The 26,461-nt window shown below is 43.0% G+C and carries 35 protein-coding genes; 27 read left to right on the forward strand and 8 right to left on the reverse strand.

The window, feature by feature from the left end; genetic code table 11:
- Positions 1-35: 35 nt before the first annotated feature.
- Entirely contained in the window at positions 36-707 is a 672-nt protein-coding gene (locus tag MTF70_RS20630; protein WP_248394355.1) for a response regulator transcription factor, read from the reverse strand.
- A 131-nt stretch (positions 708-838) separates the two neighbouring features.
- Here MTF70_RS20630 and MTF70_RS20635 point away from each other — a divergent pair, with 131 nt between their 5' ends.
- The 3 genes from MTF70_RS20635 to MTF70_RS20645 are packed head-to-tail and all read left to right on the forward strand — an operon-like array spanning position 839 to position 3,679.
- Positions 839-1,879: a glycosyltransferase family 2 protein gene (locus MTF70_RS20635; RefSeq protein WP_213962040.1), complete on the forward strand. Its 1,041-nt coding sequence runs from the start codon at positions 839-841 to the stop codon at positions 1,877-1,879.
- 2 nt (positions 1,880-1,881) lie between these two features.
- Positions 1,882-3,288 carry a glycosyltransferase family 39 protein gene (locus tag MTF70_RS20640; protein WP_248394357.1) on the forward strand — a complete coding sequence of 469 codons (1,407 nt, stop codon included), beginning with the start codon at positions 1,882-1,884 and terminating at the stop codon, positions 3,286-3,288.
- A 4-nt stretch (positions 3,289-3,292) separates the two neighbouring features.
- Complete coding sequence (locus MTF70_RS20645) at positions 3,293-3,679, forward strand: GtrA family protein (protein ID WP_213962042.1); 387 nt, start codon at positions 3,293-3,295, stop codon at positions 3,677-3,679.
- 177 nt (positions 3,680-3,856) lie between these two features.
- On the opposite strand, the gene MTF70_RS20650 is transcribed toward MTF70_RS20645, so the two are convergent.
- The 3 genes from MTF70_RS20650 to MTF70_RS20660 all read right to left on the reverse strand — a co-directional run bounded on the left by MTF70_RS20650 (position 3,857) and on the right by MTF70_RS20660 (position 8,054).
- Positions 3,857-5,014 (reverse strand): DUF3500 domain-containing protein, encoded by a 1,158-nt coding sequence (locus MTF70_RS20650; protein WP_213962043.1) that lies wholly within the window; start codon positions 5,012-5,014, stop codon positions 3,857-3,859.
- Between the two features lie 84 nt (positions 5,015-5,098).
- Complete coding sequence (locus tag MTF70_RS20655) at positions 5,099-5,917, reverse strand: ABC transporter substrate-binding protein (RefSeq protein ID WP_248394359.1); 819 nt, start codon at positions 5,915-5,917, stop codon at positions 5,099-5,101.
- 46 nt (positions 5,918-5,963) lie between these two features.
- Entirely contained in the window at positions 5,964-8,054 is a 2,091-nt protein-coding gene (locus MTF70_RS20660; RefSeq protein WP_248394361.1) for a TonB-dependent receptor, read from the reverse strand.
- Between the two features lie 165 nt (positions 8,055-8,219).
- On the opposite strand from MTF70_RS20660, the gene MTF70_RS20665 reads away from it, so the two are divergent.
- On the forward strand, positions 8,220-8,438 hold the full coding sequence (locus MTF70_RS20665; protein WP_213962046.1) for a DUF2798 domain-containing protein: 219 nt from the start codon (positions 8,220-8,222) through the stop codon (positions 8,436-8,438).
- Between the two features lie 572 nt (positions 8,439-9,010).
- On the opposite strand, the gene MTF70_RS20670 is transcribed toward MTF70_RS20665, so the two are convergent.
- The gene (locus MTF70_RS20670; protein ID WP_248394363.1) at positions 9,011-9,178 is read right to left on the reverse strand and encodes a hypothetical protein; all 168 of its coding nucleotides are present in this window, start codon (positions 9,176-9,178) and stop codon (positions 9,011-9,013) included.
- A 105-nt stretch (positions 9,179-9,283) separates the two neighbouring features.
- Between MTF70_RS20670 and MTF70_RS20675 the strand changes: the two genes are divergently transcribed.
- The 18 genes from MTF70_RS20675 (at position 9,284) to MTF70_RS20760 (ending at position 15,975) form a co-directional block, all read left to right on the forward strand.
- Positions 9,284-9,715, forward strand: a complete 432-nt coding sequence (locus MTF70_RS20675; protein WP_248394365.1) for a hypothetical protein — start codon at positions 9,284-9,286, stop codon at positions 9,713-9,715.
- Complete coding sequence (locus tag MTF70_RS20680) at positions 9,690-9,992, forward strand: helix-turn-helix transcriptional regulator (RefSeq protein WP_169628931.1); 303 nt, start codon at positions 9,690-9,692, stop codon at positions 9,990-9,992. The genes MTF70_RS20675 and MTF70_RS20680 overlap by 26 nt, the downstream gene beginning before the upstream one ends.
- A gap of 3 nt (positions 9,993-9,995) precedes the next feature.
- Entirely contained in the window at positions 9,996-10,517 is a 522-nt protein-coding gene (locus MTF70_RS20685; protein ID WP_248394367.1) for a single-stranded DNA-binding protein, read from the forward strand.
- A 3-nt stretch (positions 10,518-10,520) separates the two neighbouring features.
- A complete protein-coding gene (locus MTF70_RS20690; protein WP_248394369.1) occupies positions 10,521-10,820 on the forward strand; it encodes a hypothetical protein in 300 nt (99 codons plus the stop codon).
- Positions 10,821-11,040: 220 nt separating this feature from the next.
- Positions 11,041-11,241, forward strand: a complete 201-nt coding sequence (locus tag MTF70_RS20695; protein WP_248394371.1) for a hypothetical protein — start codon at positions 11,041-11,043, stop codon at positions 11,239-11,241.
- Positions 11,242-11,289: 48 nt separating this feature from the next.
- Positions 11,290-12,018: a VRR-NUC domain-containing protein gene (locus tag MTF70_RS20700; RefSeq protein WP_248394373.1), complete on the forward strand. Its 729-nt coding sequence runs from the start codon at positions 11,290-11,292 to the stop codon at positions 12,016-12,018.
- A 26-nt stretch (positions 12,019-12,044) separates the two neighbouring features.
- Complete coding sequence (locus tag MTF70_RS20705) at positions 12,045-12,743, forward strand: hypothetical protein (RefSeq protein WP_017634077.1); 699 nt, start codon at positions 12,045-12,047, stop codon at positions 12,741-12,743.
- 118 nt (positions 12,744-12,861) lie between these two features.
- Positions 12,862-13,131, forward strand: coding sequence for a hypothetical protein (locus MTF70_RS20710; protein ID WP_248394375.1), 270 nt, complete (start codon positions 12,862-12,864; stop codon positions 13,129-13,131).
- Positions 13,110-13,433 (forward strand): HU family DNA-binding protein, encoded by a 324-nt coding sequence (locus tag MTF70_RS20715; RefSeq protein WP_248394377.1) that lies wholly within the window; start codon positions 13,110-13,112, stop codon positions 13,431-13,433. Before MTF70_RS20710 ends, MTF70_RS20715 begins: the two co-directional genes overlap by 22 nt.
- Positions 13,433-13,729: an HU family DNA-binding protein gene (locus tag MTF70_RS20720; protein ID WP_158159308.1), complete on the forward strand. Its 297-nt coding sequence runs from the start codon at positions 13,433-13,435 to the stop codon at positions 13,727-13,729. The genes MTF70_RS20715 and MTF70_RS20720 overlap by 1 nt, the downstream gene beginning before the upstream one ends.
- On the forward strand, positions 13,722-13,964 hold the full coding sequence (locus MTF70_RS20725) for a hypothetical protein (protein WP_158174344.1): 243 nt from the start codon (positions 13,722-13,724) through the stop codon (positions 13,962-13,964). Before MTF70_RS20720 ends, MTF70_RS20725 begins: the two co-directional genes overlap by 8 nt.
- The gene (locus MTF70_RS20730; RefSeq protein WP_248394379.1) at positions 13,942-14,298 is read left to right on the forward strand and encodes a phage N-6-adenine-methyltransferase; all 357 of its coding nucleotides are present in this window, start codon (positions 13,942-13,944) and stop codon (positions 14,296-14,298) included. The genes MTF70_RS20725 and MTF70_RS20730 overlap by 23 nt, the downstream gene beginning before the upstream one ends.
- A gap of 21 nt (positions 14,299-14,319) precedes the next feature.
- Positions 14,320-14,580 (forward strand): hypothetical protein, encoded by a 261-nt coding sequence (locus MTF70_RS20735; protein WP_248394381.1) that lies wholly within the window; start codon positions 14,320-14,322, stop codon positions 14,578-14,580.
- Between the two features lie 14 nt (positions 14,581-14,594).
- A complete protein-coding gene (locus tag MTF70_RS20740) occupies positions 14,595-14,843 on the forward strand; it encodes a hypothetical protein (protein ID WP_248394383.1) in 249 nt (82 codons plus the stop codon).
- 62 nt (positions 14,844-14,905) lie between these two features.
- Positions 14,906-15,112 (forward strand): hypothetical protein, encoded by a 207-nt coding sequence (locus MTF70_RS20745; protein ID WP_248394385.1) that lies wholly within the window; start codon positions 14,906-14,908, stop codon positions 15,110-15,112.
- Positions 15,105-15,365 (forward strand): hypothetical protein, encoded by a 261-nt coding sequence (locus MTF70_RS20750; RefSeq protein ID WP_248394387.1) that lies wholly within the window; start codon positions 15,105-15,107, stop codon positions 15,363-15,365. The genes MTF70_RS20745 and MTF70_RS20750 overlap by 8 nt, the downstream gene beginning before the upstream one ends.
- A 241-nt stretch (positions 15,366-15,606) precedes the next feature.
- Positions 15,607-15,753 (forward strand): hypothetical protein, encoded by a 147-nt coding sequence (locus MTF70_RS20755; RefSeq protein WP_248394389.1) that lies wholly within the window; start codon positions 15,607-15,609, stop codon positions 15,751-15,753.
- Between the two features lie 57 nt (positions 15,754-15,810).
- Positions 15,811-15,975, forward strand: coding sequence for a hypothetical protein (locus tag MTF70_RS20760; protein WP_248394390.1), 165 nt, complete (start codon positions 15,811-15,813; stop codon positions 15,973-15,975).
- Positions 15,976-16,940: 965 nt separating this feature from the next.
- Here MTF70_RS20760 and MTF70_RS20765 read toward each other — a convergent pair.
- Entirely contained in the window at positions 16,941-17,336 is a 396-nt protein-coding gene (locus tag MTF70_RS20765) for a hypothetical protein (RefSeq protein ID WP_248394392.1), read from the reverse strand.
- 307 nt (positions 17,337-17,643) lie between these two features.
- Between MTF70_RS20765 and MTF70_RS20770 the strand changes: the two genes are divergently transcribed.
- Positions 17,644-19,038, forward strand: coding sequence for a hypothetical protein (locus MTF70_RS20770; RefSeq protein ID WP_248394394.1), 1,395 nt, complete (start codon positions 17,644-17,646; stop codon positions 19,036-19,038).
- Positions 19,031-20,527, forward strand: coding sequence for a hypothetical protein (locus tag MTF70_RS20775; protein WP_017634087.1), 1,497 nt, complete (start codon positions 19,031-19,033; stop codon positions 20,525-20,527). The genes MTF70_RS20770 and MTF70_RS20775 overlap by 8 nt, the downstream gene beginning before the upstream one ends.
- 108 nt (positions 20,528-20,635) lie before the next feature.
- Here MTF70_RS20775 and MTF70_RS20780 read toward each other — a convergent pair whose 3' ends face one another.
- Entirely contained in the window at positions 20,636-21,523 is an 888-nt protein-coding gene (locus MTF70_RS20780; RefSeq protein ID WP_248394396.1) for a hypothetical protein, read from the reverse strand.
- Positions 21,524-22,567: 1,044 nt separating this feature from the next.
- Between MTF70_RS20780 and MTF70_RS20785 the strand changes: the two genes are divergently transcribed.
- The 3 genes from MTF70_RS20785 (at position 22,568) to MTF70_RS20795 (ending at position 24,487) form a co-directional block, all read left to right on the forward strand.
- On the forward strand, positions 22,568-23,026 hold the full coding sequence (locus MTF70_RS20785; RefSeq protein WP_054577250.1) for a hypothetical protein: 459 nt from the start codon (positions 22,568-22,570) through the stop codon (positions 23,024-23,026).
- Complete coding sequence (locus MTF70_RS20790; RefSeq protein WP_017634090.1) at positions 23,026-23,655, forward strand: tyrosine-type recombinase/integrase; 630 nt, start codon at positions 23,026-23,028, stop codon at positions 23,653-23,655. Before MTF70_RS20785 ends, MTF70_RS20790 begins: the two co-directional genes overlap by 1 nt.
- Positions 23,656-23,965: 310 nt before the next feature.
- Entirely contained in the window at positions 23,966-24,487 is a 522-nt protein-coding gene (locus MTF70_RS20795; protein ID WP_017634092.1) for a hypothetical protein, read from the forward strand.
- A gap of 234 nt (positions 24,488-24,721) precedes the next feature.
- Here MTF70_RS20795 and MTF70_RS20800 read toward each other — a convergent pair whose 3' ends face one another.
- Positions 24,722-26,104 carry an HlyD family type I secretion periplasmic adaptor subunit gene (locus tag MTF70_RS20800; protein WP_171343334.1) on the reverse strand — a complete coding sequence of 461 codons (1,383 nt, stop codon included), beginning with the start codon at positions 26,102-26,104 and terminating at the stop codon, positions 24,722-24,724.
- Between the last annotated feature and the right edge of the window lie 357 nt (positions 26,105-26,461).

Consider the following 26,461-nt stretch of genomic DNA (forward strand, 5'->3'; position numbering starts at 1 on the left):
TGTTTAGAAAATTCGTTAGGAGAAACTGATTAAATTTATTTGCTTAACCTATATCCAACTTTTGGAACTGTGATGAGAACATCATGTTCAAATGGTTTATCTAATTGAGCTCGCAATTGATATATATGACTGCGTAACGTATCATTATTTGGTTCTTTATCCCCCCATAAGATAAACGAAATCTTCTCATAGCTGATAACTGCGGGAGCAAATTTTATCAATGCTTCAAGGATATTATAAGAAGTTGGTTTTAATGCTAATAACTTATCATTTCTATATGCTTTATGTTCCTTTAAATTAATGGATACTTCCCCATATCCTAGGTAATAGGATGTAGATTTTCTATTATAACGCCTAATGATCGCATTAACTCTAGCACTAAGAATATCGAGATCAAACGGTTGAGTTAAATAATCATCAGCGCCGTTTTCAAAAGCCTTAAGCATATCAATACGGCTGATGGCTGACGTTAAAATTAATATTGGCGTTTCATTCCCAGACTTACGAATTTTATGACATAGAGTCAAACCACTTATACGTGGTAAATTTAAGTTTAGAATGATGATATCAAATTCATTTTCTGAAGCGAGCTTTAATCCAAGCTCTCCATTGTCAGCATAATCTATAATCATACCTAGTCTTTCAAAATGGTTATACAGCATTCCTGCTAATTCTCTACAGCCATCGACTAATAATAAACGTGACATCTTTTTATTCCATAAAATTAATACTAATTATTAATTTTCATTATTATTCATTCTCAACGTAGAAAAAAAGTGAATAACACATTTTTCACATTTGTAAGTGTAAAGTATTAGTAGTCTTTACTTACTAGAAGATGTCTATGTTGAATTTAAAAGAGTACTCAGAAAAAAAAGTAGATCAGCTCTCAACTGTAAAAGTTGTTCTGTCTGTTGTGGTGCCATTTTTTAACGAGCAAGAAGTCTTGCCTGAATTTCATCGTCGTTTAGCCGCCGTTTTGGATGAAATGCCAGAGCGTTGTGAAATCGTTTATGTCGACGATGGCAGCAAAGACGACAGCCTATTGATCGCGCACAATGTTTCTCAATCTTCTAGCGACGTTCGTTGTATTGCACTAAGCCGTAACTTCGGCAAAGAGTCCGCCATGAGCGCGGGTCTGGAACACTGCCAAGGTGAAGCGGTGATTGTTATTGATGCCGATTTGCAAGACCCGCCGGAGTTGATCCCACAAATGGTATCAAAATGGCGTGAAGGGTATGACGTAGTGAACATGCAGCGCAGCGAACGCCACGGCGAAACTTGGTTCAAACGCTTCTCGGCCGCTTGCTTTTACAAAGTGCTTAACAGCATGGCGAAATTGGATGTGCCTGAAAACGTGGGCGATTTCCGTTTACTGAGCGCAAAAGTGGTCAAACACATCAATGCGCTGCCAGAACGTAACCGATACATGAAAGGCATTTTCTCTTGGCCGGGTTTCAAGCAAGTGACGGTTCAGTTTGAACGTGACGCTCGTTTCTGTGGTGAAACCAAGTGGAACTACCTCAAGCTGATTGGCCTTGCAATGGATGGCATTACCTCGTTTTCCATTCGTCCTTTGCGCTTAGCGACACTTGCCGGTGCGTTAGTGGCGTTCAGTGCCTTTATCTATGGCGCATTCATTGTGATGAAAACCGTAGTGTTTGGTGAGCCTGTCACTGGCTACCCATCCATGATGGTCGTCCAACTTGCATTGGGTGGTGTGCAACTGCTGTCGATTGGCCTTTTGGGTGAATACATTGGCCGCATTTTTGTCGAGACCAAGCAACGTCCTCTTTATCTTGTTCAGTCTGTTTACGAGCAGCCTGCAAAACATCAATCCATCCAAACTATGAAGTTTGAACTGGGAGAAACCGCGTAGTCATGAGTATTAATAAAACCCATCTGTGGTTGTTGTTGGCGTTTGCTCTTTTACTCCGTCTTATTTCACTTGCCGCTTACCCTTTGATGGACACCACAGAAGCCCGCTACGGCGAAATGGCGCGCTTAATGGTGGAAACCGGCAATTGGCTTACCCCACAGTTTGATTATGGCGTGCCTTTTTGGGGGAAGCCACCCCTGTTCACGTGGATGAGTGCTTACGGCATTGAGCTGTTTGGATTGAATGAATTTGCAGTGCGCGCGCCTCATTGGTTAGCGGGTGTTGCGACGATTGTTTTTGTTGCTTTCATGGCGCATCGTGCAGGCTTTAATGCTGTCATCGCAGCGTTGGTACTGGCGACGTGTGGCATCTTTTCAATTGCGGCGGGTGCGGTGATGACAGACATGGCACTGACGTTGGCAATGACGATGGCGATGGTTGGTTTTTACTATTGCTGGCTCGGCAAAGACAAACACAGCCGGTTGTGGGGTTACCTCGCTTTCTTTGGCTTGGCTTGCGGGCTGTTAGCAAAAGGCCCAGTGGCGATCGTGATCATGGGTATCGCAGTGTTTCCTTGGCTTGTGATTCAGCATGGTTTCTTCGGTGCCTTCAAAGCCTTGTGGCAGCGTTTTCCAATTGTGTCGGGGTTGGCGCTCATGCTGGCGATTGCTCTACCGTGGTACATCATGGCAGAAATGGCGACGCCTGGATTTATTGATTACTTCATTGTTGGCGAGCACTTTAAGCGTTTCGTTGTCAGCGGTTGGGAAGGGGATCTGTATGGCTCTGCTCATGATCAACCACGTGGGATGATCTGGGTATTCTGGCTGCAGTCGGCTGCGCCTTGGTCAATCGTATTGCCTATCTTGGCGTGGAAACGTCGTAAGGTACTCAAAGCCATTGAAACGGATCATCAAGGTTTGTTTAGCTTCCTGATGTGTTGGCTGATTTCTCCAATGATCTTGTTCACCATGGCTGGGAATATTTTGCCTGCTTACGTACTACCGGGTGTGCCTGCGTTGGGTATCTTGATTGCGATGCTGGTGGATAAACACGATTTCAAATGGCTGACCGGAACGGCAGCGGTGTTGCCAACCTTGCTTATGATTGCGATGTTGGTTTTGAATATGGGCAAAGCAGACAGCCGCAGCGACCGAATCATCTTCGCGCAAATTAATGATAACGCTCCGGTCTTTTACATTGGTAAGCGCCCGTTCTCAGGCCAGTTCTATAGTCATGGTCAGGCGAAAAAGCTCAAAAATAAGAATGACTTAAACAATCTGAAGAAATTCCACCTGATTGGTAAACCGCAGCAAGTGGATAGCATGATTCATGAAAATGCGTTGAGTTGTACCAACGAGTTCACAGCAAAATCGAAACGCTCACTCTACACCTGTGTGATTGGGTAACAGCATGCGCAAATTGATTAAATTTGCTCTGGTAGGTGGTGTCGGCTTTATGGTCGACACCCTTATCTTTTCTGTGTTGTTCCATTGGTTTGGTCTGGAGCTGATGTTGGCTCGTGGGATAGCATTTTTATTTGCGGCAACCACAACGTGGCTTGGTAATCGTTGGCTGACTTTCTCTCAAGCAGAAAAAACCAACCCTTTCGCTCAATGGAAAAAGTCTATGATGAGTGCCTGTATCAGTGCTTTGCCAAATTTTATTGTGTTTAAAGGCGTAACGCTCGCGCTAGGAACGCAAGGACTGATGGTCTATTTGGCTTTGAGCTTAGGCATATTGGCAGGCATGATGAGTAACTACTTATTTAGTGCTAGATGGGTATTTAAGCTTCATTAATATGATCCACTTTGCTCTATTAAATATTATAGGCTTACATCATTTGTATACTTTAGTGTTTAGGCTTGTACAAGAATGCAAGTAAAATAAGCAATTTTTCTCATTTTTTCGTAGTTAAGTGTAGCCGTAAGCCAAAATTTCTATTGATCGTGGTTTACGACTACAGTAGCAACGAGATTATTGTTTTATGGGCCTTACCCCTTTAACATGGTGTTCACTAATATGATGTTGCAGCCAGTTCTCACCATAATCATTAGATGGATCTCGGACGATAGTATGAGGGTGAGTATTCCAGTCAAATCCCGTTCTTTGATCAACAAAGTCTATTAAGATGCTAGGACCATTTACCCTGTAGAAAATCTGTTCGCTCCCGTCAGTAGGACCCATCCACATAAAGTATAAATTATCCCACCCATCTTTACGGATTTTCTCAAGCTGTGTGTCAGCAACATCAAAATCTGCATTTCGGACATATTCTTCAATGAGTACCCACATTAGTTTTTTCTGGATATCATCCAGCTGATCTCCACGAATACCGCGCTTTTGGATCTCACTATCTTTGCTTCCCGGGCCGAAGAAGTCTTTTGCACCATATTTTGTAAACGGAACTTTATCTGCAATAACGGCAAGTTTTTTCTGCTCTGAGTCTAAGCTATCTAGTAACTCGTAACCTCGACGCCTCTCTTGAGGAAGAAATTGGTATCCAGCTTCAGCTCCGCCACTAATGTAAGCTGGATCTGAACCATAAAACATCGGAACGAAAGTTGTCTTTCCATCAATTACTGTGAAGTTAGCTGCAAGGTGATGACCTGTGATCATGTAACCCCATTTTGTGTCACTACGGGGATCACCATAAAATGATATCCAATAGTTGTTGGCGCCTAAACTTTGGTTTTTGTTAAAGAACTTTTCTGATGTGAGCTCTCTATCCTCCCCTTCTTTTTTAAGTTCATTATCACCTTGTACTGCCGCCCAAATTTTATAATAACCTTGCGAACTTGTTGAAGAAATAAGCAATTGATGAAGTTGATAGCGTTGGTCAATTGATAGCCTACCAATAGGCAAGCCGTTGCGCGCTTGAGAGTCAACTGGAGCATTTGTCCAGTAAGTTCGGTTTGCATCATCATTGAATTTATACAAGATCGAATCAAGTTGATTTTTACTCAACATCTGTAACAGTTTCTGTGCTTCATATGTCATTTGCTCGGCACTACTGACTTTGTTTAAGTAGTTTTCTTTGTGCGTGTGACCTTCATGCGCTAGAACTGAAAAAGGGGAGTTTCCTATAGCTAGTGAAGCAGCTACAAGTAATGGGGTGACTGGTATTTTTTTCATTGGAACTCTCATGTATTGTAAGTTATCTAAATTAATATTGATAACTCTATAAAATTAACCGTCAAAAAAATGTGGAAGAGGTTGTTAGTTATCATTACCATAAATTAAATGATGTAGGCTTAGGGCTGTATCCAATGTCTTTAGTGTAATATTTATTTGCTTAATCGGAATTGCATATATGAGTTTGTCTTGGCCGGCGTTAGTTCCTGCTATGCCTGGTAATGTGAAAAATTTCACTTTACTATTTTCATTCGTTAATGCTTTATCCACGGTTAACAAAACGTCTGGGTTTGCCATTAACAAAGACTCTGGATTAACTGGTTTAATACCTTCAAATGTAAAGCCGTTTTCAATAGAAGCTAATACTAATAGATGGTCCACCGTAGTATTTTTTCCCATCATTAACAGGTTGTTTTTTCCATATATGAATGCAGCTGTTATCTTTTTTTCGGGCTTCAGTTCAGAAAGTTTCTGTTTTTTTTCGTTGAGAGAAGTTATCAATAACCGCGCTTGGGCTTGACGATTAAACAAGTGTCCCAGTTTATCTATCTGATCTAAAAGCTCATTTATCGTCGTTGCTTGCCGTAAAATGATGGATTTTACTCCCAGTCTATTTAGCTTATTTGTAAGCTCAGAATTAGGATACTTGTTATCTGAAACGAAATGTGTGGGAAGGTGGGATATTACTCCCTCAATCGATATGTTATTAGGATGACCTAATACTGCCTTATGGACTGCTGTAGTTGGTTCAGTGCTCGTTTTATCTGATGCGACTACATGTTTGCCAAGTTCTAATGCATAAAGAATTTCTGTTATGTTGCTTCCAACTGACACAATCCTTAGCTCTTGTGCATTGATATTTAGGCACCAAAAGCACAACAAAAAAGTGATGAGTTGTTTCATTGTCATTCCCATATAAGAAGCACCCGATGAACGGGTGCTAGACTGGTTAGAATTTGTATTGCAGATCTAAATTGATGCTTCGCCCTTCTTCATAGTATTCAGCTTTACTGGAAGCGCGCGTATCGTTTTTTAGAGCATAAGCTTTGTTAAAAAGGTTCGTTACTGATGCTGTAAGTGAGAGGTTGTCTAGTTGAGTTGGCTTATATTGGGTGTAAAGATCCACAGTAGTCCAATGAGGAACCGCATCTTGGTTCTCTACAGCGATCGGCTCTAATGTACCACCTGAAGTTGTTTCTGATGTTGGTACTCGATGAAGTTTAAAAGCATGAGTAACAGTGGTTCCTGCTATCCACTCATTGTTTAACTGGCGGTTTAAATCCAATACAAGCTTGTCTGCGGGCATGTCAGCAAGGTAAAGGTTTGTTTTTTGGTCTTTACCAATGGTAATAGAGTAGCTTACTGAGGCTGCCCAGCTGTCACCTGTATATTGAGTGACAAATTCTGCCCCGGTTAAACGTACGTCGTCTCGGTTAACTTTCACTCCATCTTTGTATGTAGGATCACTGTAATCAGTACCGATATAGTCTTTTATGTCATTTTGGAAAATGTTAGCTTTAAGGATGATATGATCATCGCTATCTATTATGTCGTAGAAACTTTGTAAAATACCAATTTCTGTATTTTGTGACCTTTCAGATTTTAGATTTGGATTCGGTTTAAAACCACGGCCAGATGTAAACAATTGGCTCAATCTAGGTGGTGTTAAGGCTTGGTCATATGCGGCAAAAACTGTAGTGTTGGAAGGAAACTCATACTGAGCCCTTACCCCCGCAGACCACTGGTCTTCAGTGCGTCCTTCTCGCAAAATTTGTTTGTCGTCATATACAGCATTAGATGACTCTACATAAAATTGGTCATAGCGAACCTTAGGGGATATTTCTAAGTTGTTATTTAAGGAAAACTGAGAGTTTAGCCATAAGCTATGTAAGTGAGATTTTGCAGAAGGCTCGTTGGTAGAGGATTTGTCTATCCAAGTATTATTTTTGATTGTACGTACACTGCCTTTATGTTCAGTGAAATGAGTCGATGCTCCATAGTGAAGTAATACGTCAGCCCAAGATGTTAGGAATACAGAATCATTTGTTATCGATAAACCCATTGAGTCATCAGAGATATCTTGAACGTCAGTCAATATATTTTCAGACAGGTTTGCATATTCATTTGTTAAGGTTTTTACATTATTAATGTATACAGCACCCTTTAAGTCTAACCAATTCGTTGATGGGAATAGATTGGTATATGTCAAACTTGCGCTGGTATAATGACGCTTATTGTAGCCGTAATCCTTTCGGACCTGGTTCCATTTACTGTCATCGTGGTAAATATTAAGAGCGAGCCTTTCACCCTGCTCAAGATCATAACCCCCTTTGAATAAGAAGGATTTTTGTTCATATTTATTCTTGTAATAACTATTAGAACCGTCAGGTTGGTAATCACCTCCTATATAATAAGGATCTTGACTATTGTCTGATGTAGCAATCAACCAGTCTCCATCTCCATAATCAGAATAAAGAGCACCCATTATACTTTGCCCATTACCATTCGTCCTGTACGAACTACCAACCATGGCTCCAAAACTATTTCCATCTTCAAGAAACAATTTTGCGTCAATGAAGCTTGCTTTGATAGAACCAGCAGCTGCCCCAGAAGAAGTGCCATTAATGATTTGAAGATCTTTTAGAAAAGCAGGGTTTACGGCCAGTGTTCCCCTTTTACTATGAGAATAAGACTGTCTTGCACCATCGATCTGAACATAAGTGTGATCGGGTCCCAAACCACGTATAGACACATTTCGTGTCATAGCGCTAGGACCACCTTCTACCCAAACATTCGGTTGCTTAGACAAAGTTTCGACAAGTGTTTTAGGGGACTGTAGTTTAATGTCTTGAGCCGTCAACGTTTGAGCCGATTGGGTTGTATTTTCGATAGTACTCAATGATGTGCCAATGACAGTGACGGTGTCTAAATGATAGGTTGGAGAGTCTGGAGTATCGCTTTCACTCCCTACTACTAATGAGCAGTGAGATGTTGAGAGTAAGGTTAATGTAACTTGGGCAGCCAATGTACATACTTTCACTTATTTATCCTTTATTTAATAAAAATCATTATCATTATCATTTGTGTGCGTGAAAATTATGTGTAGAGTGTTTAGTTCCTCAAGATTTCCTTCGTTTGAGATGCTGATTTATATTTTTTTCATGAGGAGCCTGATAGAACATACCTTTCGGATGAGGAACAAATAATGAATAAGAAACAGTTTTGGTTAACCGCTTTTCTTTCTTCTTTTACAATGGCATTAATAATGTCTGGAGTTATTTCATTAAGTAAAATGGGACTTTCTTGGGATTGGTTTCATTCATGGATTTTAAGCTTTTTAATCGCATGGCCTTGCGCTTTACTTCTAAACTTAACTGTATTACCTAAAGTACGAGAGTTGTCTGAAATTATCTCTAAGCTATGAATTAACTTACCTTACTTCGTTATCTAAATTTTGTTTTGGATAATAGTATTATTTTACGAAAGCTGTTTTTGGACTTATGAAGTAAGAATAATGAATGGAGCCTTGATAAAGAGACTATTTTTTCGAGCCACAAGTATGTGTATTATGGTTGTCACTAACTTGATTAAAGCAATCAAGAGAACTACTAGTTTTACTATATCTTCCTCGGCATAAATTTATGGTGGATTTATGTTGAAATACAACGAGAAAAGGTAATTGATGGTTGCCTACATCGTTTACCCACATGCACGAAATAAAGCTTTCTAGCTGCTTCGTGCTTGGTTGGTGACTACATTGTTGCCTCCTGATTAAAGGTTGGTTTCTTCGAATTCAGCCTTTTTTGTTCTCTTACTTATTAACATCAGTAAGTTAGCCCAAGCGCAAGAAACAGTTGGATATATCAATAAAAACTATGAACCTTTTCCTAATTCCCCCTCAATAAAGATCAGTATTTTTTACGATGTGGATTTTATTATCATCCACTTTGAAAAGATAAATATTTAACTTGATAAGTTGCTTATATAGAGGATTGTCTAATTTTCACACAAGTCATTTAGGTTGTTCTGACAGCTCTTAATCGCATTGACCAAAGCGAAGTCTAAGACGCTGCTCGAGGTGTTGGTCATGTACTCCTTTACGTCATCTTGGATTTGGTCGTGAACGTTTTGGCTGTTGTTCTCTGACATTTTTCGATTCCACATATGGATACTCTTTCTTTTTCTCAAAAAATACATCGTTTTTTGTTTTTGCATTACTTTTAGAGTGGTTTTAAAATCTCATAAAAATACATGTGTTCGGAATAATATTTGGGAGTGGTAATTTCTGAAATTAAGCGTTTTCAACTGGAACAACGGCAAAGAAAGCGAGACGAAAGCTCACCATCAATCCTGGATACATTCGAGGGCATAGAGCTTACGGACGAACGCGAAGCTCTGGCGAACCGGTTACAAGATGCCGATGTGACATTGGACGACAAGCCGGATCGCTGCCCGACTTGCAATGGCACTGGTTACACCAAGTCGTTATTTAGCAAGTGGGAGTGCTGTAGCTGTTTTGGGACTGGTTACGACCTTTCCGATCCGGTTGCCGTTATCAAGTGGCAAAAGCTCTGCCTCGATTGGTCAAAGAATCGGTTACATGAATATCGCGTTGCATTGATTAAGGCGACTACAACCGAGGAAGAACGACTAGCAAGTGAAGTGGAGAGCTTCTATGAAAATGCGAGACGCAAAGACTAAACAGGCCGCTCGAATCCAATCGCTTGAATATCGACAGCAGCGTGCAGCGCGAATCAAGCGAGCGAGACGGCATGCAGATTTAACCATACTCGAAATGAGCAGGTTAATCGGGTTATCACCAGACACTTATCGAAAAATCGAGAATGGCGAAGTGAACCCAAGGGTGCAAAACCTAGAACTGATAGCGGTCTACACAAGTACAGACGTGGGTTATTTGTTCTTTGGTGATGCGATTTCTAACAGAGACAAAGCGGTAAAGAGAGATACCGGAGAATAACGAATGGCTTCAAGAGGCATTAACAAGGTCATTCTGGTTGGTAACTTGGGGTCAGATCCCGAAATCCGATACCTACCAAATGGCGGTGCAGTAGCGAATATCACGATCGCTACATCCGAAACTTGGCGCGATAAAGCGACAGGGGAGAACCGAGAACAAACCGAGTGGCATCGAGTGGTATTGTTCAGCAAGTTGGCCGAAATAGCGGGGGAGTTCCTACGCAAAGGCTCACAAGTTTACATCGAGGGTCAATTGCAGACTCGCAAATGGAAAGACCAGCAAGGCCAAGACCGTTACAGCACAGAGGTAGTGGTTCAAGGCTTTAATGGCATGATGCAAATGCTTGGCAATAACCGAGCTGGTGGCCAGCAACAACAAGGCGGTCAACCTCAACAACCACAGCAACAGGGTGGTTGGAATCAATCTCAACAGCAATACGGCGAGCCACCAATGGACTTTGACGATGACATACCGTTCCAAAACGAGTTCCGTCATTACAAGATGCTGAGTTACGTGGCGGCTTAAACGATGAGTAAACAAAATTTAGCGTTAGTAACTCAAGACGACTTACTGATTGTATTGCGTCGAATGACCATTAAGGCGCTTATGGAAATGCGCGAGGCGACAGGCGAAACGGATTTTACTGACACACCAAGTGCTTTTTATTTCAGTAACCGTGCAATCGCGGCAGAAGTCAACGGGTGTTCGGGTCATGTAGCCGAACTAATCCAAGACAGCGACCTCGACTACGTTCACAAAGGTAGCGAAATACTGGTTTGGCTGGATGACTTAGAAGAACGCCTAGAGCGCTTTGCTCACCAAAAATAAAACACTTTAACCCTATTCCCTTATCCCAATTTTTGAGTAGTAGAGAAATGTTCCGATGAGCGATGTTTTTTGCTGTAGAACTTCCTTGGGGACTTCTGAAATAAAAGAATTTGAGATACCGCCTGTTGGTTTGATGCAGCACATCATTGATGACTTGTAATTCAAACTATCCCAATGCACGGCCAAGGCCGACGAGGCGCTAAAGCAAAAATATCAGGCAATGCTTGATGAACGTACCGAAATCCTTGCAGCGCGTGACCGCGCAATGGCTGGTACTGAGGTGATGCGTAAAAAGCGTAACGAGGCCGAAGCGATTACAGCCGAGCTACGCGAAGAAAACGAGCGTCTAGGTAAGAACAACCAACGCCTTACCACTGGGTTGCGTCACGCTCAACAAGGACGAGGTATTTGCCTACTTTAACCGCCGTAAGGAACAAGAGATTTTAGTAACACAAGGGCTTATCTAGTTATGGCCAAGGCACCACGATTCGATCACTCTTTCCTCGCAAACCAAGTCGCCAAGCGCAAGAAGTGGAAAAGCAAAGGCGTGAAAGCTGGCCACGGTGGTGACTTCAATATCGATGCAGTACTTAACGAGATTAACCGTTCTGTTAATCACATCATCAATCCGGTATCGATAAACGTCCCTAATACCGCGCTGGTGGATAAGTCGGAACTACCAGCTTGGCTTATCCGTATTCTTGAGAAAGACAATGACGTTGCGCGCGCTGCAACACAGAAGAAAGTGGAACTGGATTCACCACACAAAACGCGCCTTGCACAAGGGATTAAGCGCCCGAAAGAGTTTAACGACACGAAGCTGGCCGAACACTGGTTACAGGTGCGCTTGTTCTACACGTTAGAGACGCAGTACAAGGACATTTACCCGCTGGTTTTCTCAATCCCTAATGGTGGCTACCGAACACCTAAAGCGGCTTCGATGATGAGCTATGAGGGACAAAAGAAAGGTGTGCCAGATATATTTTTTCCTATCCCGAGAGGGGTGTATCACGGCTTCTTCTTGGAGGTAAAAACGGAAAAAGGTCGCCCAAGTAAGGAACAACAGGAAAAGATAAAAATGTTCCAAAATCTAGGGTATTACGTGGTTGTGGCCAAGGGGTTTGATGAGTGCATTTGTCAAATTAATAGCTATCTCCAATTGCCAACATTTGATAACAAAACTAGACTAGCCGCATAAGTATATAAAAAGGGCTTAGTTATCTCATGTTAGCGAGTGAATATCACAGCATCGGCCAAAAGCCAGTTGATTTAGACGTGTTAGAAGCAACAAAGGTAGTCCGTAACTTCCTATGCGATTACCTTTACTATGACAAGTTGTTGCTAAGCTATGCTCCCGCAGGGGAATTTGGTAGCGCTCAAGCGTATCGCTGGCTTACTGGTGGTCATATTTGTGACTACGATGCTACTGGCGACACAATTGCACCAAGAGAGAAGATCAACTATCGAGTCATTAGAATGCTATTCGATGCTGGTCTAATCAAAGTAAAAACCAACATCCGAACGCCACATACTCGCTGCGTTATCTTTGAATGGGTTCGAGACATTAAGAAATATCGTCGTGAAATCCTCCGTACTAAAATCTTTGGCGAGAATGTTTACCTCACTAGCGCAATGATTGATGCTACAGCGGCACAATATGGTCTGACCGTGACGTTTGTCGGTGCGAGAGGTGTCTTTGAGATATTGGATGGTAATGGCAACTCAATCCCGAACGGCCAAGCCAAGAACACTTACATATTCATGAATAGTGTTGGTGAGCCAGTAGGCCGACTACGTGATATGTCCTATTGGGAATGGGAACAATACTTATACGACACAGCGACACGCGCCAAGCTGCGCAAAACGCCTCTCAAAGTTCGTGATGGCATGCGCAGCCACTTTTCGGAGTTCAAACGAGCTTAATCAAATCCTTGATCATCTTTCCACAAATGCCGCCTATATGGGCGGTGTTTTTTTGTATTAAAAACAGAAATCGTGTTCGGAATATTTATGGCGTGTTCGGAATGGTTATAATCGTCTTATGGCAAGACGTAAACCCAAGAAAAACGCCTTAACACCTCAACAGCGCTGGAATCGTCATCTGGCCAAGATGGCTAGGTTTGACATTAAACGTCAATACTACCGCGCCAGCGCGACACAACGAGAGCAAATTAGGCGACTCCAAATAGAACTTGGCTGTAGCAGTCGAGAAGAACTGGTTCTTTACGCCATCAATCTTCTAGGCCAACAGCACGGAATTTATCTGAAAGATATTCAAGAGGACTTAGCGTGTCTAAACAAAAAGTCGTAGGTAAGCACGAACTGATCTCAGCAATGAAGAAAGAAACGGGCGCATTACGTGAAGAATGCGAGCTGGTTTTTGATGCCTTTATCGAAGAAATCTCAACTCAAACCATGATTGAGGGCAATGCTGTATTGCTTAGTGGTTTCGGTACGTTCGCACCTCGCCTTAAGAAAGCGCGAGCTGGCCGTAATCCAAAAACGGGAGCACCAGCGATTGTAGCTGCGCGAGACAAGCTGACTTTTAGTGCATCGGATGTATTCCGCGATGAGCTGGCAAACAAGGTAAACGAGATCAAGGGGGCACATTAATGAGCACACGCTTAAACCGAACTGACATTGAAAGAAACATTTCTAAACGCCTTGGCTTAAAGCTTACTGGTGATGATGCAGAGCTGGTGGGCGATTGTCTGGACGCAATGATCAATCACATTCTGGTTGAGATTGCGAAAGGCCGTGAGGTGCAAATTCGAGGCTTTGGCCGTTTCCGTCACATAGAGCGTGAACGCACAACCATTAATCCGGCGACGAAAGAGCGCTTAGGTGTCAAAACCGAGCACAGCGTATTGTTCTCTGCTTACAAGGGCATGGTGCGCGTCCATGAATGATAGCAAGGCAATTGGGCTGCGTGTCTTTATCGGCTCCGTTCGGCTACTGGCCATAACCATTGTGTTGGCGCTAGTGGCTTTAATTGGTATTGGCACATACAGCTTTTATGGGTTGGTGGTCTATCCAAAGATAGAGCGAGTGAATATTGATTTGGACGCAGAGCGCATCGAGCGCATTACTGTCGCGGCCAAGAGTGGGGAGAAGTCAGAGAATGGCGCACCTAGTCAAAAGTAAGACCGTCGAGGGCGCAAAGAATAAATGGGCGACTCGTTGGGACTGCTTCTTTGATGCTCAATTCCTCTTTCGACGTGATACCGGAAAAGAGTTTGTTTTAGACGTGGCCGCCGAGCCACAAACCGCCAAGGTGAACCGCTTCTATGTGGCTCCTGACTGGATTAACGAACAGCCGAGCGGATTCCCAAGCCTTAAGCCAAAACACAAGGCCGCTCAGCTCCTAAATCCTGTTTGTGTTGGGTTCGATGGCCTACAAGGCGAATGGGAAGATGGCTGGTGGTGCAATCCTCCGTTTGACCTTAAGTTTGAGTTTCTAGAAAAGGCGCTAGAATAAGCCAGAAAAGGCCGTGACGGCATGATGCTGTTACCACATGAAGAACTCACAACGTGGTGGCTGGACTTGGTTGAGGGCTACGCCACGATGATTTACAAGCCGGATGGCCGCTACCCGTTCTATGAGACAGATGGACACACCAAAAAGCAAGGTGTGAACTTCGGCAGTGCCTTAGTGCTCTTTACCGAGAAAGGTCTACAAACACCATCCATGCGCTTTAACCGTAAGGTAGGCAGAACGCACCTTACTGGTATCTATGAGCAAATCGCTAAAGTGGCTTAAGGGAGTGAGCTACTATGAGTGTTCAATATCAGGGTCAATCGATGAGCGTGTACCGTCTCGCTCAGCTAACTGGTTATCCAATGATTTCCCTTTATCGCGCGTATCACAAAGGACTACGAACCGGAGAGGAACTACTGGCCGAGGCTACCAAGCACCTAGTGACCTACCAAGGCGAGGTAATGACCGCAAGACAGCTATGCGCCGCTACCGATACCAGTTACCGCAGAGTGCTAAGACGGCTTAAGGGCTGGTGTACCCGCTGAAAAGGCTGTAAAGGACAACGTAGACCGCCGAGGAAAGAACTGCGCATCCAAGCTATCCCCTAGTGAAGTTCTACGCATCCAAGCTATCCCCTAGTGAAGTTCTACGCATCTATGAGCTGTTATTCACTAAACAGGTATGCCAACACACGCTAGCCGAGGAATATGGCGTACACCAGTCCACCATTAGCGATATTTGGCGACATAAGCGTTGGGGATGGCTTACCGCTCCGCTTCGATACCAGTTAGAGGGAAAGACAAGCAGTGAGTAAATCAAGGGTCTATGTGTTCACGCTTAAGGTGAAGAAAGCGCGCCTAGTGACGGTACTTAGATTTAAACACCAATGGTTAGCCTATATGGCCATCAAGCATCTGAAAAAACGATTCTGGTTTGCTGACCTACAGTTTAGGCAAATTACGCCTCTTAACGCGCTGTGGTACTTCTTTCTGATAAAGATTGGCTATTACGAAACGCTCAAGAAAGCCACCAGCCAAAAGCGACAGAAACAATCTTTTAATGGGTAAAAAATCACAAAATGAAACGCAAACAAATATTGTGATGTGTTCGGAATGAGTTTAGTATTGCTCCCATAGGACAGTGACGGATACGACTTCCTATACGGTGCGCTTGTTTAATAAGGTTGTGCAAGCGTTGTAGGGTAAAACCTACAGGCTCCCAAAGAGGGCAAAGGGTTGATTTTCGAAAGAGGGTCAGCCCTTTGTTCTATCTATCCCCTACCAAAGAGCGCCTATATGAGTAGGCACTATGAGAATCTGGCATCGCAAGCACGACCGCATCCTTAAGCGAGAGCTGGTCAAGGATAAGCTGTACACCAAAGAGCTGGATAACTCCCTACGCAAGATGATTCACGAAATAAACAATCACCTTAAGCAAACTGAAAGCGTCAGCTAGATTGAGTGGAGTAAAGAGCATAGTATTAACAAAGCGATGCACTACAAAAGGTGAAGCATGCGTACTCAAGCACAAAAGAAAGGTAAAACAGTTCCCAAGGCGACTAAGAACAAAAAGAAACGCTCATTGCTTACAGAGGCAGAGCTATTAAATGGCTTAAATGCCCACACGGCACATAGTGATGAGCTAGCCAGTGTTTCTAGTAAAGAGCTAGGCGAGTAGCTAGGTAAAAAATGCTTGAAACTAGCATTCCGAACGGATAAATTTATTTATACGCGAGTTACATAGTTGCCATTGTGACGACCGTGTTTTCCTTTAAAAATCTTAGACAACTGTGCTCAAGCGCCTTTGGTTATTCTATTGGGGCTTTTTTCTTGATTTTTCTAGGGAAGTGTCAATATAATTGCCTTGTTTTCGTGTGAAGCGTACAGCTTCGGCGAGTGATTCAAAGAAGGTTTGCAAAAGAGAGTTAAAGAGCTGGTAGAAATACTGGCTCTTTTTTATGTGTCGTGTTTCAACCTATTTAAAAGGCGTTTTGAGTGTCCTATATTTACCTCGCTCGCAAGAAAATGGACGTGGATACTCCAAAATATAGATGGCCAATTGATTGGTTATTGAATTACCTGTTATTGACAACTCCTCAAAATCAAAAGGCCACGGTAAAACGTGGCCTTTTCTTATGTTAAAAATGTCATTTTTAACAAGTCTATTCGGAATGAATAAGGCCGTAAAAAGCCAACTAAAATACATGCTGCCGAGAAAATGAATACGCATGTGGTTCGCTGGTGGCTCCCCGAAGCGAATAGATTCAAACAGTACCTATCAAATGGGGTGAAAATCGGCACTGGCTGGCGGTTTAACACATCCCCAAGCCAATGCGACACACAACCGCATCCAAATCCACACAGAATCGCACCTAGAATCGTGCTGGTGGCCTTTAACGCCTCAATGGGTATGAATGTACCCCCTATCGCCAAATGATAGCCATAAGCCGTTACAGCGAGCCATATCGAAAGGATGTGGGTGTAAGTTCGGTGCGGGATTCTGTCAAATTCAAGCCAGTCCGGTGCGCTCGAACCGCTTAAGCAACCAAGAAATGCCAGGATTGAATGCAGTGGTGTTGTGTCTGCCATTAAGGCGAGAGGAACGGGCGCAAAGCACAGTGCGCCCCACGTGTCCAGTTCGGTTCATTCAGCTTCGCATCGAGCGCAATACGCATAGACGATAGCACTCATCGCTATGGTTCGATTGCGGTAGTTGGTGGCCAATTTCTCGAACGTCTCTGCCGCTGATGGATCAATCCAAGGGCTAATTTGGCGTGTCCCTACTAGGTCGCCCTCGATTACTTCGGGGTGCTTTTCTGGTAGTTCGTTTGGAGCAGTGTTGTTGATGGCCAACTGATACAGCTCGGTCAGGGTAATCCCGTTCTGTTCGCATTGTTCGCACGCTTTGGCGTGAGCAAGGCGTGAGATACGCGCTTGAAGTAATGCTAAACCCTTTTCTCGCTGGCGAGTTCTAAACGTGGCTTGTCGTGCTTTGGCTTTGGCTTTGTGTCTGAATTTGATGCGCTCGGGTGCTTTCAAGGGGTATTCCTTTCGTCACGTAGCGCGTTGTCTTGGGTATGGGGAAAAGGTGGCTAGTGAGATAACGCAGCCAATTACTATATCGTGCTGCAGAATCAATTGTACATGAGTAGCGTTACTCACTAGCTGGCCATGATTATATGCAGAAAATCGTTACTGTAAATACTATTTAATGTCGCGTTATTAAATTTTTAGTTAAAACCTTATTGACAATCAAATGATTGTTTTAACTAGTCTCGTTCGTATTGTTGTTACCTATTTGAACTCTGTATTATTCCGAACGTAACAAAATAAATGGGGTTTAACCGTGTCCGGCAAGATTGACTATCAGGCTCACCAACAGCAGTTTTGGGAGCAGTTAGAGAAGCAGCCGACTTTGACGCTGGCCGAGTATTGTGAAGCCAACGGATTGAAGTACGGCACCGCTAAGCGATATATAAAACGGCCAGCCAAAACGGGCGGCAAGTTTCAACCGTCCGTTATGCCAAAAATCAAAGCGAAAAAGACCAGTCAGGGCAATGACTGGCATTCCCTTTTGAAAGAATTTCTCGTGCGTGGCGCTCAAAACCCAACGCTCACGATGGCCGCTTTTGCGAAAGATAAAGGGGTGAATGGTGCGACATTGCGCCGCCAGTTTAATTCCATGCGATCGCTGCCCGAGTTTGATCGATTATTTGATCTTTACGATGAGCAATTAGCGAAATTCCAAGAAGCGAAAAACGACAAGAAGAAAAAAAGGGCTGATAAATCAAAGTCCAAAGAAGCGGGGGCAACTGCGCAAGCGCAAAGTGCGCAAGGCGATCGCGCGAAAACAGGGGGTATTGGATCACTGCGCAAGCCGCGATCAGTTGAGGGACTTTCGCAGTATTCCAGTGCTCAAGTGGGTCGCCCTGTTGTGCATGGTGGTTATGCCCGTAGTGCGGGTGTTACTGGCGAAATCATGGATATTCTCATGGATACCGATCCGCTTTCGGTTTGCAACGAACTGATTATTGCCCGTTCGCAGTATTACCGAATGAATGAGACGTTAGCTAAACGCCTTAAAGAGATCGATGAAATGGAAGAAAGCGGAGACATTCCGCTCGATGACGAAAACCAGCCAGTAGACATAAACGCCATGCGTGACCGTCTCATCTTTGGCTATGGCACCAGATTGCGTGAACTGGAATTGAGTATTTCCACGATGGCCAAACAAGAGGCCAAGCGCTACATCGATTTGCGTAAACAGGAATACGCTGAATTGATGATGCCACACTTACTGCCAGCGGAAGAAACCAGCCTAGTAATAGAAATGCTTTCTCTGCGCACTAAGAACAACTGGACAGCCTTAGATACGTGTCAGCAAATCGAGAAGTTAGGCGCACGTCCACCAGCAACGCTATTGCATGAAGCTAAGGTAGAACTAGCGAACCTAGAGCCAGAAGTAGACGACACTGGTATCAGTGAGCAAGAGCTGGATGAGCTGTTTGATGACTACACGTTAGAGCAGATTGAGCAGCAAGATAACTGGCTACCTGCGCGCAAAGAAGAAGTAAACCGACGAATCAAAGAAGCCGAAGACCTAGAGAACGGCGTAGAACCTACCCTATCCCCATCCCAAATACAAAACGAAGCCGCTAAAGAGCAAGCCTATGATGACCTCGATAACGAGGGAGTGTCGGGGTTTGACGATGTAGACAGCTTCGAGGTACTTGGTGGCTAGAAGAATAAAGAGCGTAACACAAGATCCCCGTTACCCTGCCCTAGTTAAGCGGTATCGCTATGACTGGAAACGCCTCGCTGTTGAGCTAGTCGGTAAGAAGCCGAGCTGGCAGCAGCGCAAAATCATTGATAGTGCTCAGCGTATTGGTGCGCGAACGACTGTCAGCTCTGGCCACGGTACAGGCAAGTCAGACATGACCAGTATCATGATCATTGCTTTCATGCTCTGCTTCCCCAATGCGCGTGTTGTGCTGGTGGCGAACAACGCGAGACAGGTACAAATCGGTGTATGGAAGTACCTAAAATCCAACTGGAACACGCTCTTACAAAAGCATGGTTGGTTGCAGCAATACTTCACCATTACCGAGACAGCCTTTTTTGAAAACTCAGCAAAAGGTATCTGGCAAACCAGTGCTAAATCGTGCCGTATTGGTAACGAGGAAGCGCTAGCGGGTGAACACGCTAAACACTTGTTTGTTATTGTCGATGAGGCGTCAGGCGTCTCTGACAAGGCTTTTGGTGTGTTAGCGGGGGCATTGACCGAGAAAGATAACCGAATGCTGTTATTGAGCCAGCCAACGCGCCCTAGCGGCTATTTCTACGATACGCATCACCGATTAGCCGAGCCTAGTGGTCGATGGCGAGCCATCCGGCTTAACTCCGAGGAATCTCCGTTCGTAACCGTGGAATTTATCCTCGATAAGCGATTGGAGTATGGCGGTCGAGAGGCACCGGAATACCTGATTAAAGTACGTGGGGAGTTCCCAAGTTCCATTGCTGGCATGCTGCTTAGTCGGGATGCGCTGGACAAAAGCGCAAGGCTCAACCTCGATATGCCCGATGGTTGGGGTTGGGCTGCGCTGGTGGACGTTGGTAATGGTCGTGACCGCTCGATACTCAATATCTGCAAGGTTTGGGGTCAACGCATGGAGCGCATCGTTAAGAGCGTGAAATTGCTTGAACAACCAAGCACGGTCGATCCGGTTCGGTTCGCTGACATTATCCATGCAGAGTGTAGTGAGGACTTGTACCCAAACATCACGATAGCAGTGGATAGTGACGGTGTAGGTTATGACACGGCGACTTGCTTAGAACGCTACGGACGGCGCGTACAGCGCATTCGTTGGGGTAAGAAGATGCACTCCACCAGCGATAAGCAGCGTTTCTTTAACCAGCGTGCGTATGCCAATGTTATGGCTCGGGATGCGATAAACCAAGGCCGCATGCAGATAGATAAGAACGTCAAGACGGCAGAACAAGGCAGTAAAATACCTTGTGCAATCAACGAGTCAGGCCAATGGGTAATGATGCCAAAACCGATGATGAAAGAGAAAATGAACATCCCATCACCTGACCGTTGGGATACATACTGCTTTTCTCAATTGGTAGATTATGTGCCGCACGAAATGGAAGTAACAGAGAGCATGCTAGAGTCTCGCAGTTCCGTAGAACAATGGGTACTGGAAGCGCTTGAATCGGACGATGCCTAATTCCGTTGGTGTCAACATATAAAAGTAATATGAAAAGGTGGCGATACCGTTAAATATCGCCACCAAATCACCAATTAAAGCGGAACAACAATAATTTAGCTTAAAACCTTAGTTCACTAATCCATCGAACTGCGAACGTGCTTTGCTTTCGTTCTTGCTTCTAAGCTCTTTTCTGGCTTCACGAATAGCGTCAACTTCGCTTTCTATATACATATTAGCGTTAGGGTACAATACCGACTTAAAAGCATTCGCTTCATCGAATATCGAACGTCCCTCAGTGGTGTTGTTCGTGATTAGCACATCGTGATCTTTACAAGAGCGATGCCTAATTAGAACAAGGCCACCAGCGTTAACGTGAACCTTTTTAGCTACGCGAGAAATGCTACCATTGTTGCCATCATAAGTATGGATAATAGCGACAATGTCATTGTGTTCTTGACCGCGCTTTCTAAACTCAACGTCTGCATTGTCTTTGAAGTATTTCAATTCATTCAATGCAGTGTTTTTATTGTTAGTGAGCTGTTCTTTCTCATCTTCTGGAAGATCGTAGGAGAGTTTACGGTCGAGGTCGCGTAGGTATGCTTCAAGTCTTTTGGCTAGACGTGCACCAGTGACTTTCTGGCTGCTAGCTGCTTTATTAATTGTGATGTTAACGCGACGGACGTTCTCAATTACGGTCGTCTCTTTAAATGAGTTAGATGAGCTGTTGAAATATTGAGGTGCGCGCTCTAAAAGCTCTCTATTGGCTGATTTCGCGGCCTCAATATACTCAAGTAAACGAGTGGTTGGATTACCACGTTTTACTACAGCTACGATGCGATCATTGAATAGTCCACTATCTTCCTTGCCATCTATTTGTTCGGAAAAAGTCGCGCGGTGCTTCAAGGCACGTTTTAGGCGCGCATCTGCCGTTTGTTTATTTGCAAGTAATTGATTAAGTGTTTCTATATCAATAGCTTTTAAATCTTTAATTTCAGTATTTTTTTTATTAATCATGGTGAACGGTTGCTCCAAATTACATTGGAGGATAAAGGTTACACTCCATCCATGAGCGTATGCGAGTAACGAAAAACCCTACCTTTATCCTTGATGCGTAGCATACCGTTTTTGTGTTCGGAATTAAATAAAAAACGAACAGAAGAAAGTTATAAGTGTTGCTTTTTAAGCGGAGAAGTGATCTCGAACGAAGTTTAATACGTCATCACGATTAATGGATGAATTGCATAGTGCGTTCGGATGCGATTGGATAAGATGCATCATGCAAATGTCGGTCGCGTCATCAAGGAACGAGCTGCTAAATACATCTAGGGACAGGTCACATTTATCTAGTATTTCGAGTGGAATTAATTGATTCAACGTGCAGTGCATATCTATATCTCTTAAGCCAATTGACTGGATAGCCAATACGTATATAGCTCTGATTTGGAAAGAGTTTAGGGGATTCTCGCCAACCGAGCTGATGTTCGCGGAGTATTATGAGACTGTGATCTTTGATTGTCTAGATATGCAAAATAATGCAAACATATCGTTACTAGCAGTTAGGTTTTGAGAACGTGACCTATACCGCATAATAATTGAGGATATGCATATTTGTTCGTGTCGCGTGACGGCGTAACACCGTCATTATATTACCACAGGCGGGTAATTGTCGTGGCGAGTTTCAAAAAAACCTATTTTAGTTTCAGTTCTAGACAGAACTGAAACTAACTTATCCAATGCTTTGTCGCTGGTCATCGACGCAAAAAGACACAAAATCCAATAAAAACAATGACTTATCAAATATCTAAGATTGCTTTCTAATCCTGGCATTTTGGTGAATGAACCTAAATATTCCATAGGAATATTGATAAAAAATGACTTCTTGCTGGTGGTGTTTTGAGCACTATTGCGTTATTTGTCAAAAGTTGATTAGTCGGTCACTTCTGAAACCCTTCGTGCTTTTAATGTAATTATTCCGAACATAGTTGAAAAAGATATTCCTTTGGAATATATTGTATTCCGAGCAAACACTGGCATTTTGCCAAAAAAGGATCAGCAAAAATGTTTAAAAAAAATGAATTGGTGTCGCTTTCGGATGAGTGGGCGAGTAAACGCAGTGCCATCCAAGAGCGCCACCACGACCTTATTCTTATCTCTTTGGATGAGCTAATTAATGAATGTGGAGGCCAAGAACAAGCCGCCGCCATCATTCGCAATTTCTACGGTTTCCCTTGTGTGCAAGGCACGATCAGCAAGGCTCGAAAAGGTAATAATGCGCTAAAGATTCGCTCTCAACTTCGCTTTGCCATAAACACAATTAAAGAAGCTCAAAGCATCCAAGCACAAACCAAGATGATCAACCACTTTGGCCGCTTACCTGTTCACCACGACTTCGTGCGTGTCGATGGCGAACTAGGCTTATTCTTGGGATTTAGCTTGTTATCTCGAACCCTACAAATTCAAGTGTTCGTTGGTGGCGAGTTTAAAACGGTTAATGCTAATCACGTGGAGTTGATCTAATGCCTGCTTTCCCTGCGCGTGACTTAGACGAGTTGGAAAAAATAATCCGTTTAATGGATGACATTAACCCACTTATCTCTATGATGATTGAAATGGAGGTTCGTACAGGTTTACGTTATTGCGACATTTCGAAGCTAAAATTCAGCGATGTGATGATAAATGGCGTGATCCGGTCTTCATTTAACATTGTTCAATCAAAAGGTTTTAAAGGCCGTATGGCCCGAGGTAAGAGCGAAAAAGCCGCTAAAGAGGCCGCTCGAATCACCATTCACGTTAATGCCGAACTGGAAGAACTGATTAAACGTATCTACTTACACAATGGCCATAATGAGTTGATGTTTCAATCTAATCACCACTTGGCCAAAAAGGGCAATGCGATCAGCATCCAGTATATCAACCGAGCGTATAAGCGCATAGCAATGGAGTTGAGATTGCCATATCAGCTATCAACACACTCGATGCGAAAAATGTACGCCATGCTCCTGCTTGAAAAGAAAGCCTCTTTGAAAGTGATTAAGGACGCGCTTGGTCACTCTAGTGTTGCCGTGACTGACCACTACTTAAGAACGTTCCACGACGAAGCGAAAGAGTACACAACAGGCATTTCATTAAAACCAAAGGCAGAATAGAGGGAGGGGAAATTATGTGTAAGGCTCTAATGAACGCGAACTTACGAGTAAACGAATTTAAGCTTCGACAACAGGAACTTTCCCGAACCTCAATTCCGAATGACCTTAAACCAAAGGTAAGAGAATTAATGAAAAAAGGGTTCAGCAAAAAGGCAATCAAGCTGGTGCTTGGTTGCAGTTATGACGACCTAAAGACTATCAATCTGTCGCATTAATTAGGAATATAAGAAAACATAGTTACACTGTAACGTTATCCATTTGGCCAAGAAAGGGCAACAATGGCCAGCCAAATCCAACCGAAAGGAATTACATGTTTTGTTTATTTGAGGGTTATAGAGTGTCAGAGTGTCGTAACGCTTATGCTTATTTCGTATCTAACACAGGCTATCGATTCATCACCAAGAAAAAGACCTGTTATGCCGTTAGTGTGCCTAAGCCGGAAGGGGGCTATATTCGTCGCTCTGTCGGGTTTGTTCGCATTGGTGAAAAGAAAGGTCTACGCAAGGCAACCAAAATACGCAACCAAATCGGCAAGGAACTATGGGGGCGTTGTTGGGATCGCGTTCGTAAGCAATTCAACTTGCTGGCGCGCTTGCCGAAAAGTCTTGAACCACGGTTAACTACCATCGATGGTAAGCAATACTACGTAGCGCGGTACACCAAGTACGATGAGAACAACCAGAAGCATGAGCATTCCATTAAGGTAAGTGTGAACGCTTATGGGAAATTGGCGGCATGGACGATTGCTAAGAGAAAGTTACTCAAGGCTCACAGCGATGTAATGGACGTATTATTACACATTGAAAAAGTTAGTAGTGTACGGTTAAAGTAATATTCTATTCATTTAGAATAATTCCGAACACTAGTTCCTAATATACTAATATTCATTAGTTAGTGACAATGCGATGAGGGGGCCCATAGAGACATATATGAAAGTACGTATTCTCGGTCAAATGTTTGCGGCTACTATAATTGTGCAACTTAGGCTTTATAGGTCCAATTTCATAAGAAGTTAAACATCTTCAATGGTAACGGGTATCACGATTTGTGAAAACAGTGTAAGTTATTAATCTGTTGTGTTTTTTGTATTTAGAATTGGCCCCATTAAGTATTCTAAAATGGTCCTCTTTCCGGTTATTATGTCAACTGATGTTGTCATTCCTGGAATGATTGGTAGATCTTTATCACCGAGATTAGTTTTATCAGTACGTATACGTACTACATAAAAGTCGTTACCTTCTTCATCCTGGATTGTGTCTGCACTAATGTGTTCTAACTCCCCTTTTAAACCACCGTACTTACTAAAATCATAAGCGGTAAGCTTGACAATAACAGGTAGCTCAGGACGTAAAAATGCAATATCTTTTGGTGCTATTTTTGCCTCTATCAGTAGAGCATCTTCGGTTGGCACAATTTCAACGATATCCATACCTGGTTGAATAACTCCACCAACTGTATTTATGCTCAACGTTTTAATTTTTCCCGTTACTGGTGAGTAAACCACGGTTCTATTGACTTTATCTTCTAAGTTAACTGTAGACTTTACCAAAGAAGATAGTTGATCTTGGGTGCTATTAAGTTTTTCTTGTTGTTCAGATCGGAATTGTAGCGCGACCTCTATTCGTTTAAGCATGAACTCTTGAATTAATGACTCTAATACGGGAATTTTAAGCTTGCTAGATGTCATTTCACGCCTGCTATCATTGGCTTGTCGTTGTAATTTAAGTAATTCAATGCGTGGAACTATACCTTCGTCAGCTAGAGGTTTGGTAATATCCAGTTCCTTTTTTGCATATTGATAACTCCTACGTAAGTTTTCTACTCGTGCTTTTATTTCAATCAAATCCTGTTGTTTCTGTATGACTTGCTGATCAATCACTGATAGCTGGTTGCGTATATTATTTAAGTTTTCTAGATACTCAGCTTTTTGACGTAGGATTAGTTCAGGTTGAGTTTCTTCTAAAAATGATGGGAACATTAGCTGGTCATAGTTTAGTGTGACATTTTGTCGCCAATCTTTAATGTCAAAGTCATTGTTAACTTGAACGCTATTTATCGAGGCTGTCAATTGTAATACAGATGCACTCAAGTTAGCGACTTGTTGTTCATGCTCACGAAAATCTGAACGAAAGAGCGTGTCATCGATGAGAATTAATGGTTGACCTTTTTCGACTAATTGACCTTCTTTTACTAAAATTTCTTTAATTAACCCGCCTTCCAAGTTTTGTATAACTTGAACCTGTGAGGAAGGAATGACTTTCCCTAAACCGACAATGACTTTATCTATCTCAGAAAAAGATGCCCAACCAACCATCACAATTGAAAGACTCACCATTATCCAGAGCAACAAACGAGCACTCCTAGGACTTGTTAGGAGTAAGGCTGCGACCTTGTCATTAACAAACTCTAACTCTTCATCGTTAAGTTTGTTGTAGTTCTTTTGTTTCATGCTTGCGCTCATTTATAATAATTTAGTTTTAGTATACCAACTTTAACACCTTGAAGACTGAAACGACCTAATATGAAAAAATCAGTACGATAGACCGAGTACAGAAAACGGACTTTTAACTCATATAGGTTGCTCTATGATTATAGTAGGATGATAAGGAACAATGCTCCTCTTGGGTGTCAAAATGTTGCTTAAAGCATTCTATAGCGGCTCATATGGCGCGCTTTCGGGGTCTGTAACGTGCATTATTAGTATAAAAATAGAAAATAAAGCTATCTTTAATTTTTGAAACGTGTATAGTTGATTTTGCTCTGACGAAGAGTTGTTTGAAGATAAAAATATAAAGTAAGTTTTCCA

It is taken from the genome of Vibrio sp. 2CM40D, from assembly GCF_023161825.1.
GTDB classification, from domain to species: Bacteria; Pseudomonadota; Gammaproteobacteria; order Enterobacterales; family Vibrionaceae; genus Vibrio; species Vibrio alginolyticus.

What these genes read in the sequence shown, in the direction of transcription:
- MTF70_RS20630 (WP_248394355.1), bottom strand. Translation starts at nt 707, where the DNA reads ATGTCACGTTTATTATTAGTCGATGGCTGTAGAGAATTAGCAGGAATG.
- MTF70_RS20635 (WP_213962040.1), top strand. Translation starts at nt 839, where the DNA reads ATGTCTATGTTGAATTTAAAAGAGTACTCAGAAAAAAAAGTAGATCAG.
- MTF70_RS20640 (WP_248394357.1), top strand. Translation starts at nt 1,882, where the DNA reads ATGAGTATTAATAAAACCCATCTGTGGTTGTTGTTGGCGTTTGCTCTT.
- MTF70_RS20645 (WP_213962042.1), top strand. Translation starts at nt 3,293, where the DNA reads ATGCGCAAATTGATTAAATTTGCTCTGGTAGGTGGTGTCGGCTTTATG.
- MTF70_RS20650 (WP_213962043.1), bottom strand. Translation starts at nt 5,014, where the DNA reads ATGAAAAAAATACCAGTCACCCCATTACTTGTAGCTGCTTCACTAGCT.
- MTF70_RS20655 (WP_248394359.1), bottom strand. Translation starts at nt 5,917, where the DNA reads ATGAAACAACTCATCACTTTTTTGTTGTGCTTTTGGTGCCTAAATATC.
- MTF70_RS20665 (WP_213962046.1), top strand. Translation starts at nt 8,220, where the DNA reads ATGAATAAGAAACAGTTTTGGTTAACCGCTTTTCTTTCTTCTTTTACA.
- MTF70_RS20670 (WP_248394363.1), bottom strand. Translation starts at nt 9,178, where the DNA reads ATGTGGAATCGAAAAATGTCAGAGAACAACAGCCAAAACGTTCACGAC.
- MTF70_RS20680 (WP_169628931.1), top strand. Translation starts at nt 9,690, where the DNA reads ATGAAAATGCGAGACGCAAAGACTAAACAGGCCGCTCGAATCCAATCG.
- MTF70_RS20685 (WP_248394367.1), top strand. Translation starts at nt 9,996, where the DNA reads ATGGCTTCAAGAGGCATTAACAAGGTCATTCTGGTTGGTAACTTGGGG.
- MTF70_RS20690 (WP_248394369.1), top strand. Translation starts at nt 10,521, where the DNA reads ATGAGTAAACAAAATTTAGCGTTAGTAACTCAAGACGACTTACTGATT.
- MTF70_RS20695 (WP_248394371.1), top strand. Translation starts at nt 11,041, where the DNA reads ATGCTTGATGAACGTACCGAAATCCTTGCAGCGCGTGACCGCGCAATG.
- MTF70_RS20700 (WP_248394373.1), top strand. Translation starts at nt 11,290, where the DNA reads ATGGCCAAGGCACCACGATTCGATCACTCTTTCCTCGCAAACCAAGTC.
- MTF70_RS20705 (WP_017634077.1), top strand. Translation starts at nt 12,045, where the DNA reads ATGTTAGCGAGTGAATATCACAGCATCGGCCAAAAGCCAGTTGATTTA.
- MTF70_RS20710 (WP_248394375.1), top strand. Translation starts at nt 12,862, where the DNA reads ATGGCAAGACGTAAACCCAAGAAAAACGCCTTAACACCTCAACAGCGC.
- MTF70_RS20720 (WP_158159308.1), top strand. Translation starts at nt 13,433, where the DNA reads ATGAGCACACGCTTAAACCGAACTGACATTGAAAGAAACATTTCTAAA.
- MTF70_RS20725 (WP_158174344.1), top strand. Translation starts at nt 13,722, where the DNA reads ATGAATGATAGCAAGGCAATTGGGCTGCGTGTCTTTATCGGCTCCGTT.
- MTF70_RS20730 (WP_248394379.1), top strand. Translation starts at nt 13,942, where the DNA reads ATGGCGCACCTAGTCAAAAGTAAGACCGTCGAGGGCGCAAAGAATAAA.
- MTF70_RS20735 (WP_248394381.1), top strand. Translation starts at nt 14,320, where the DNA reads ATGATGCTGTTACCACATGAAGAACTCACAACGTGGTGGCTGGACTTG.
- MTF70_RS20740 (WP_248394383.1), top strand. Translation starts at nt 14,595, where the DNA reads ATGAGTGTTCAATATCAGGGTCAATCGATGAGCGTGTACCGTCTCGCT.
- MTF70_RS20755 (WP_248394389.1), top strand. Translation starts at nt 15,607, where the DNA reads ATGAGAATCTGGCATCGCAAGCACGACCGCATCCTTAAGCGAGAGCTG.
- MTF70_RS20760 (WP_248394390.1), top strand. Translation starts at nt 15,811, where the DNA reads ATGCGTACTCAAGCACAAAAGAAAGGTAAAACAGTTCCCAAGGCGACT.
- MTF70_RS20780 (WP_248394396.1), bottom strand. Translation starts at nt 21,523, where the DNA reads ATGATTAATAAAAAAAATACTGAAATTAAAGATTTAAAAGCTATTGAT.
- MTF70_RS20785 (WP_054577250.1), top strand. Translation starts at nt 22,568, where the DNA reads ATGTTTAAAAAAAATGAATTGGTGTCGCTTTCGGATGAGTGGGCGAGT.
- MTF70_RS20790 (WP_017634090.1), top strand. Translation starts at nt 23,026, where the DNA reads ATGCCTGCTTTCCCTGCGCGTGACTTAGACGAGTTGGAAAAAATAATC.
- MTF70_RS20795 (WP_017634092.1), top strand. Translation starts at nt 23,966, where the DNA reads ATGTTTTGTTTATTTGAGGGTTATAGAGTGTCAGAGTGTCGTAACGCT.
- MTF70_RS20800 (WP_171343334.1), bottom strand. Translation starts at nt 26,104, where the DNA reads ATGAAACAAAAGAACTACAACAAACTTAACGATGAAGAGTTAGAGTTT.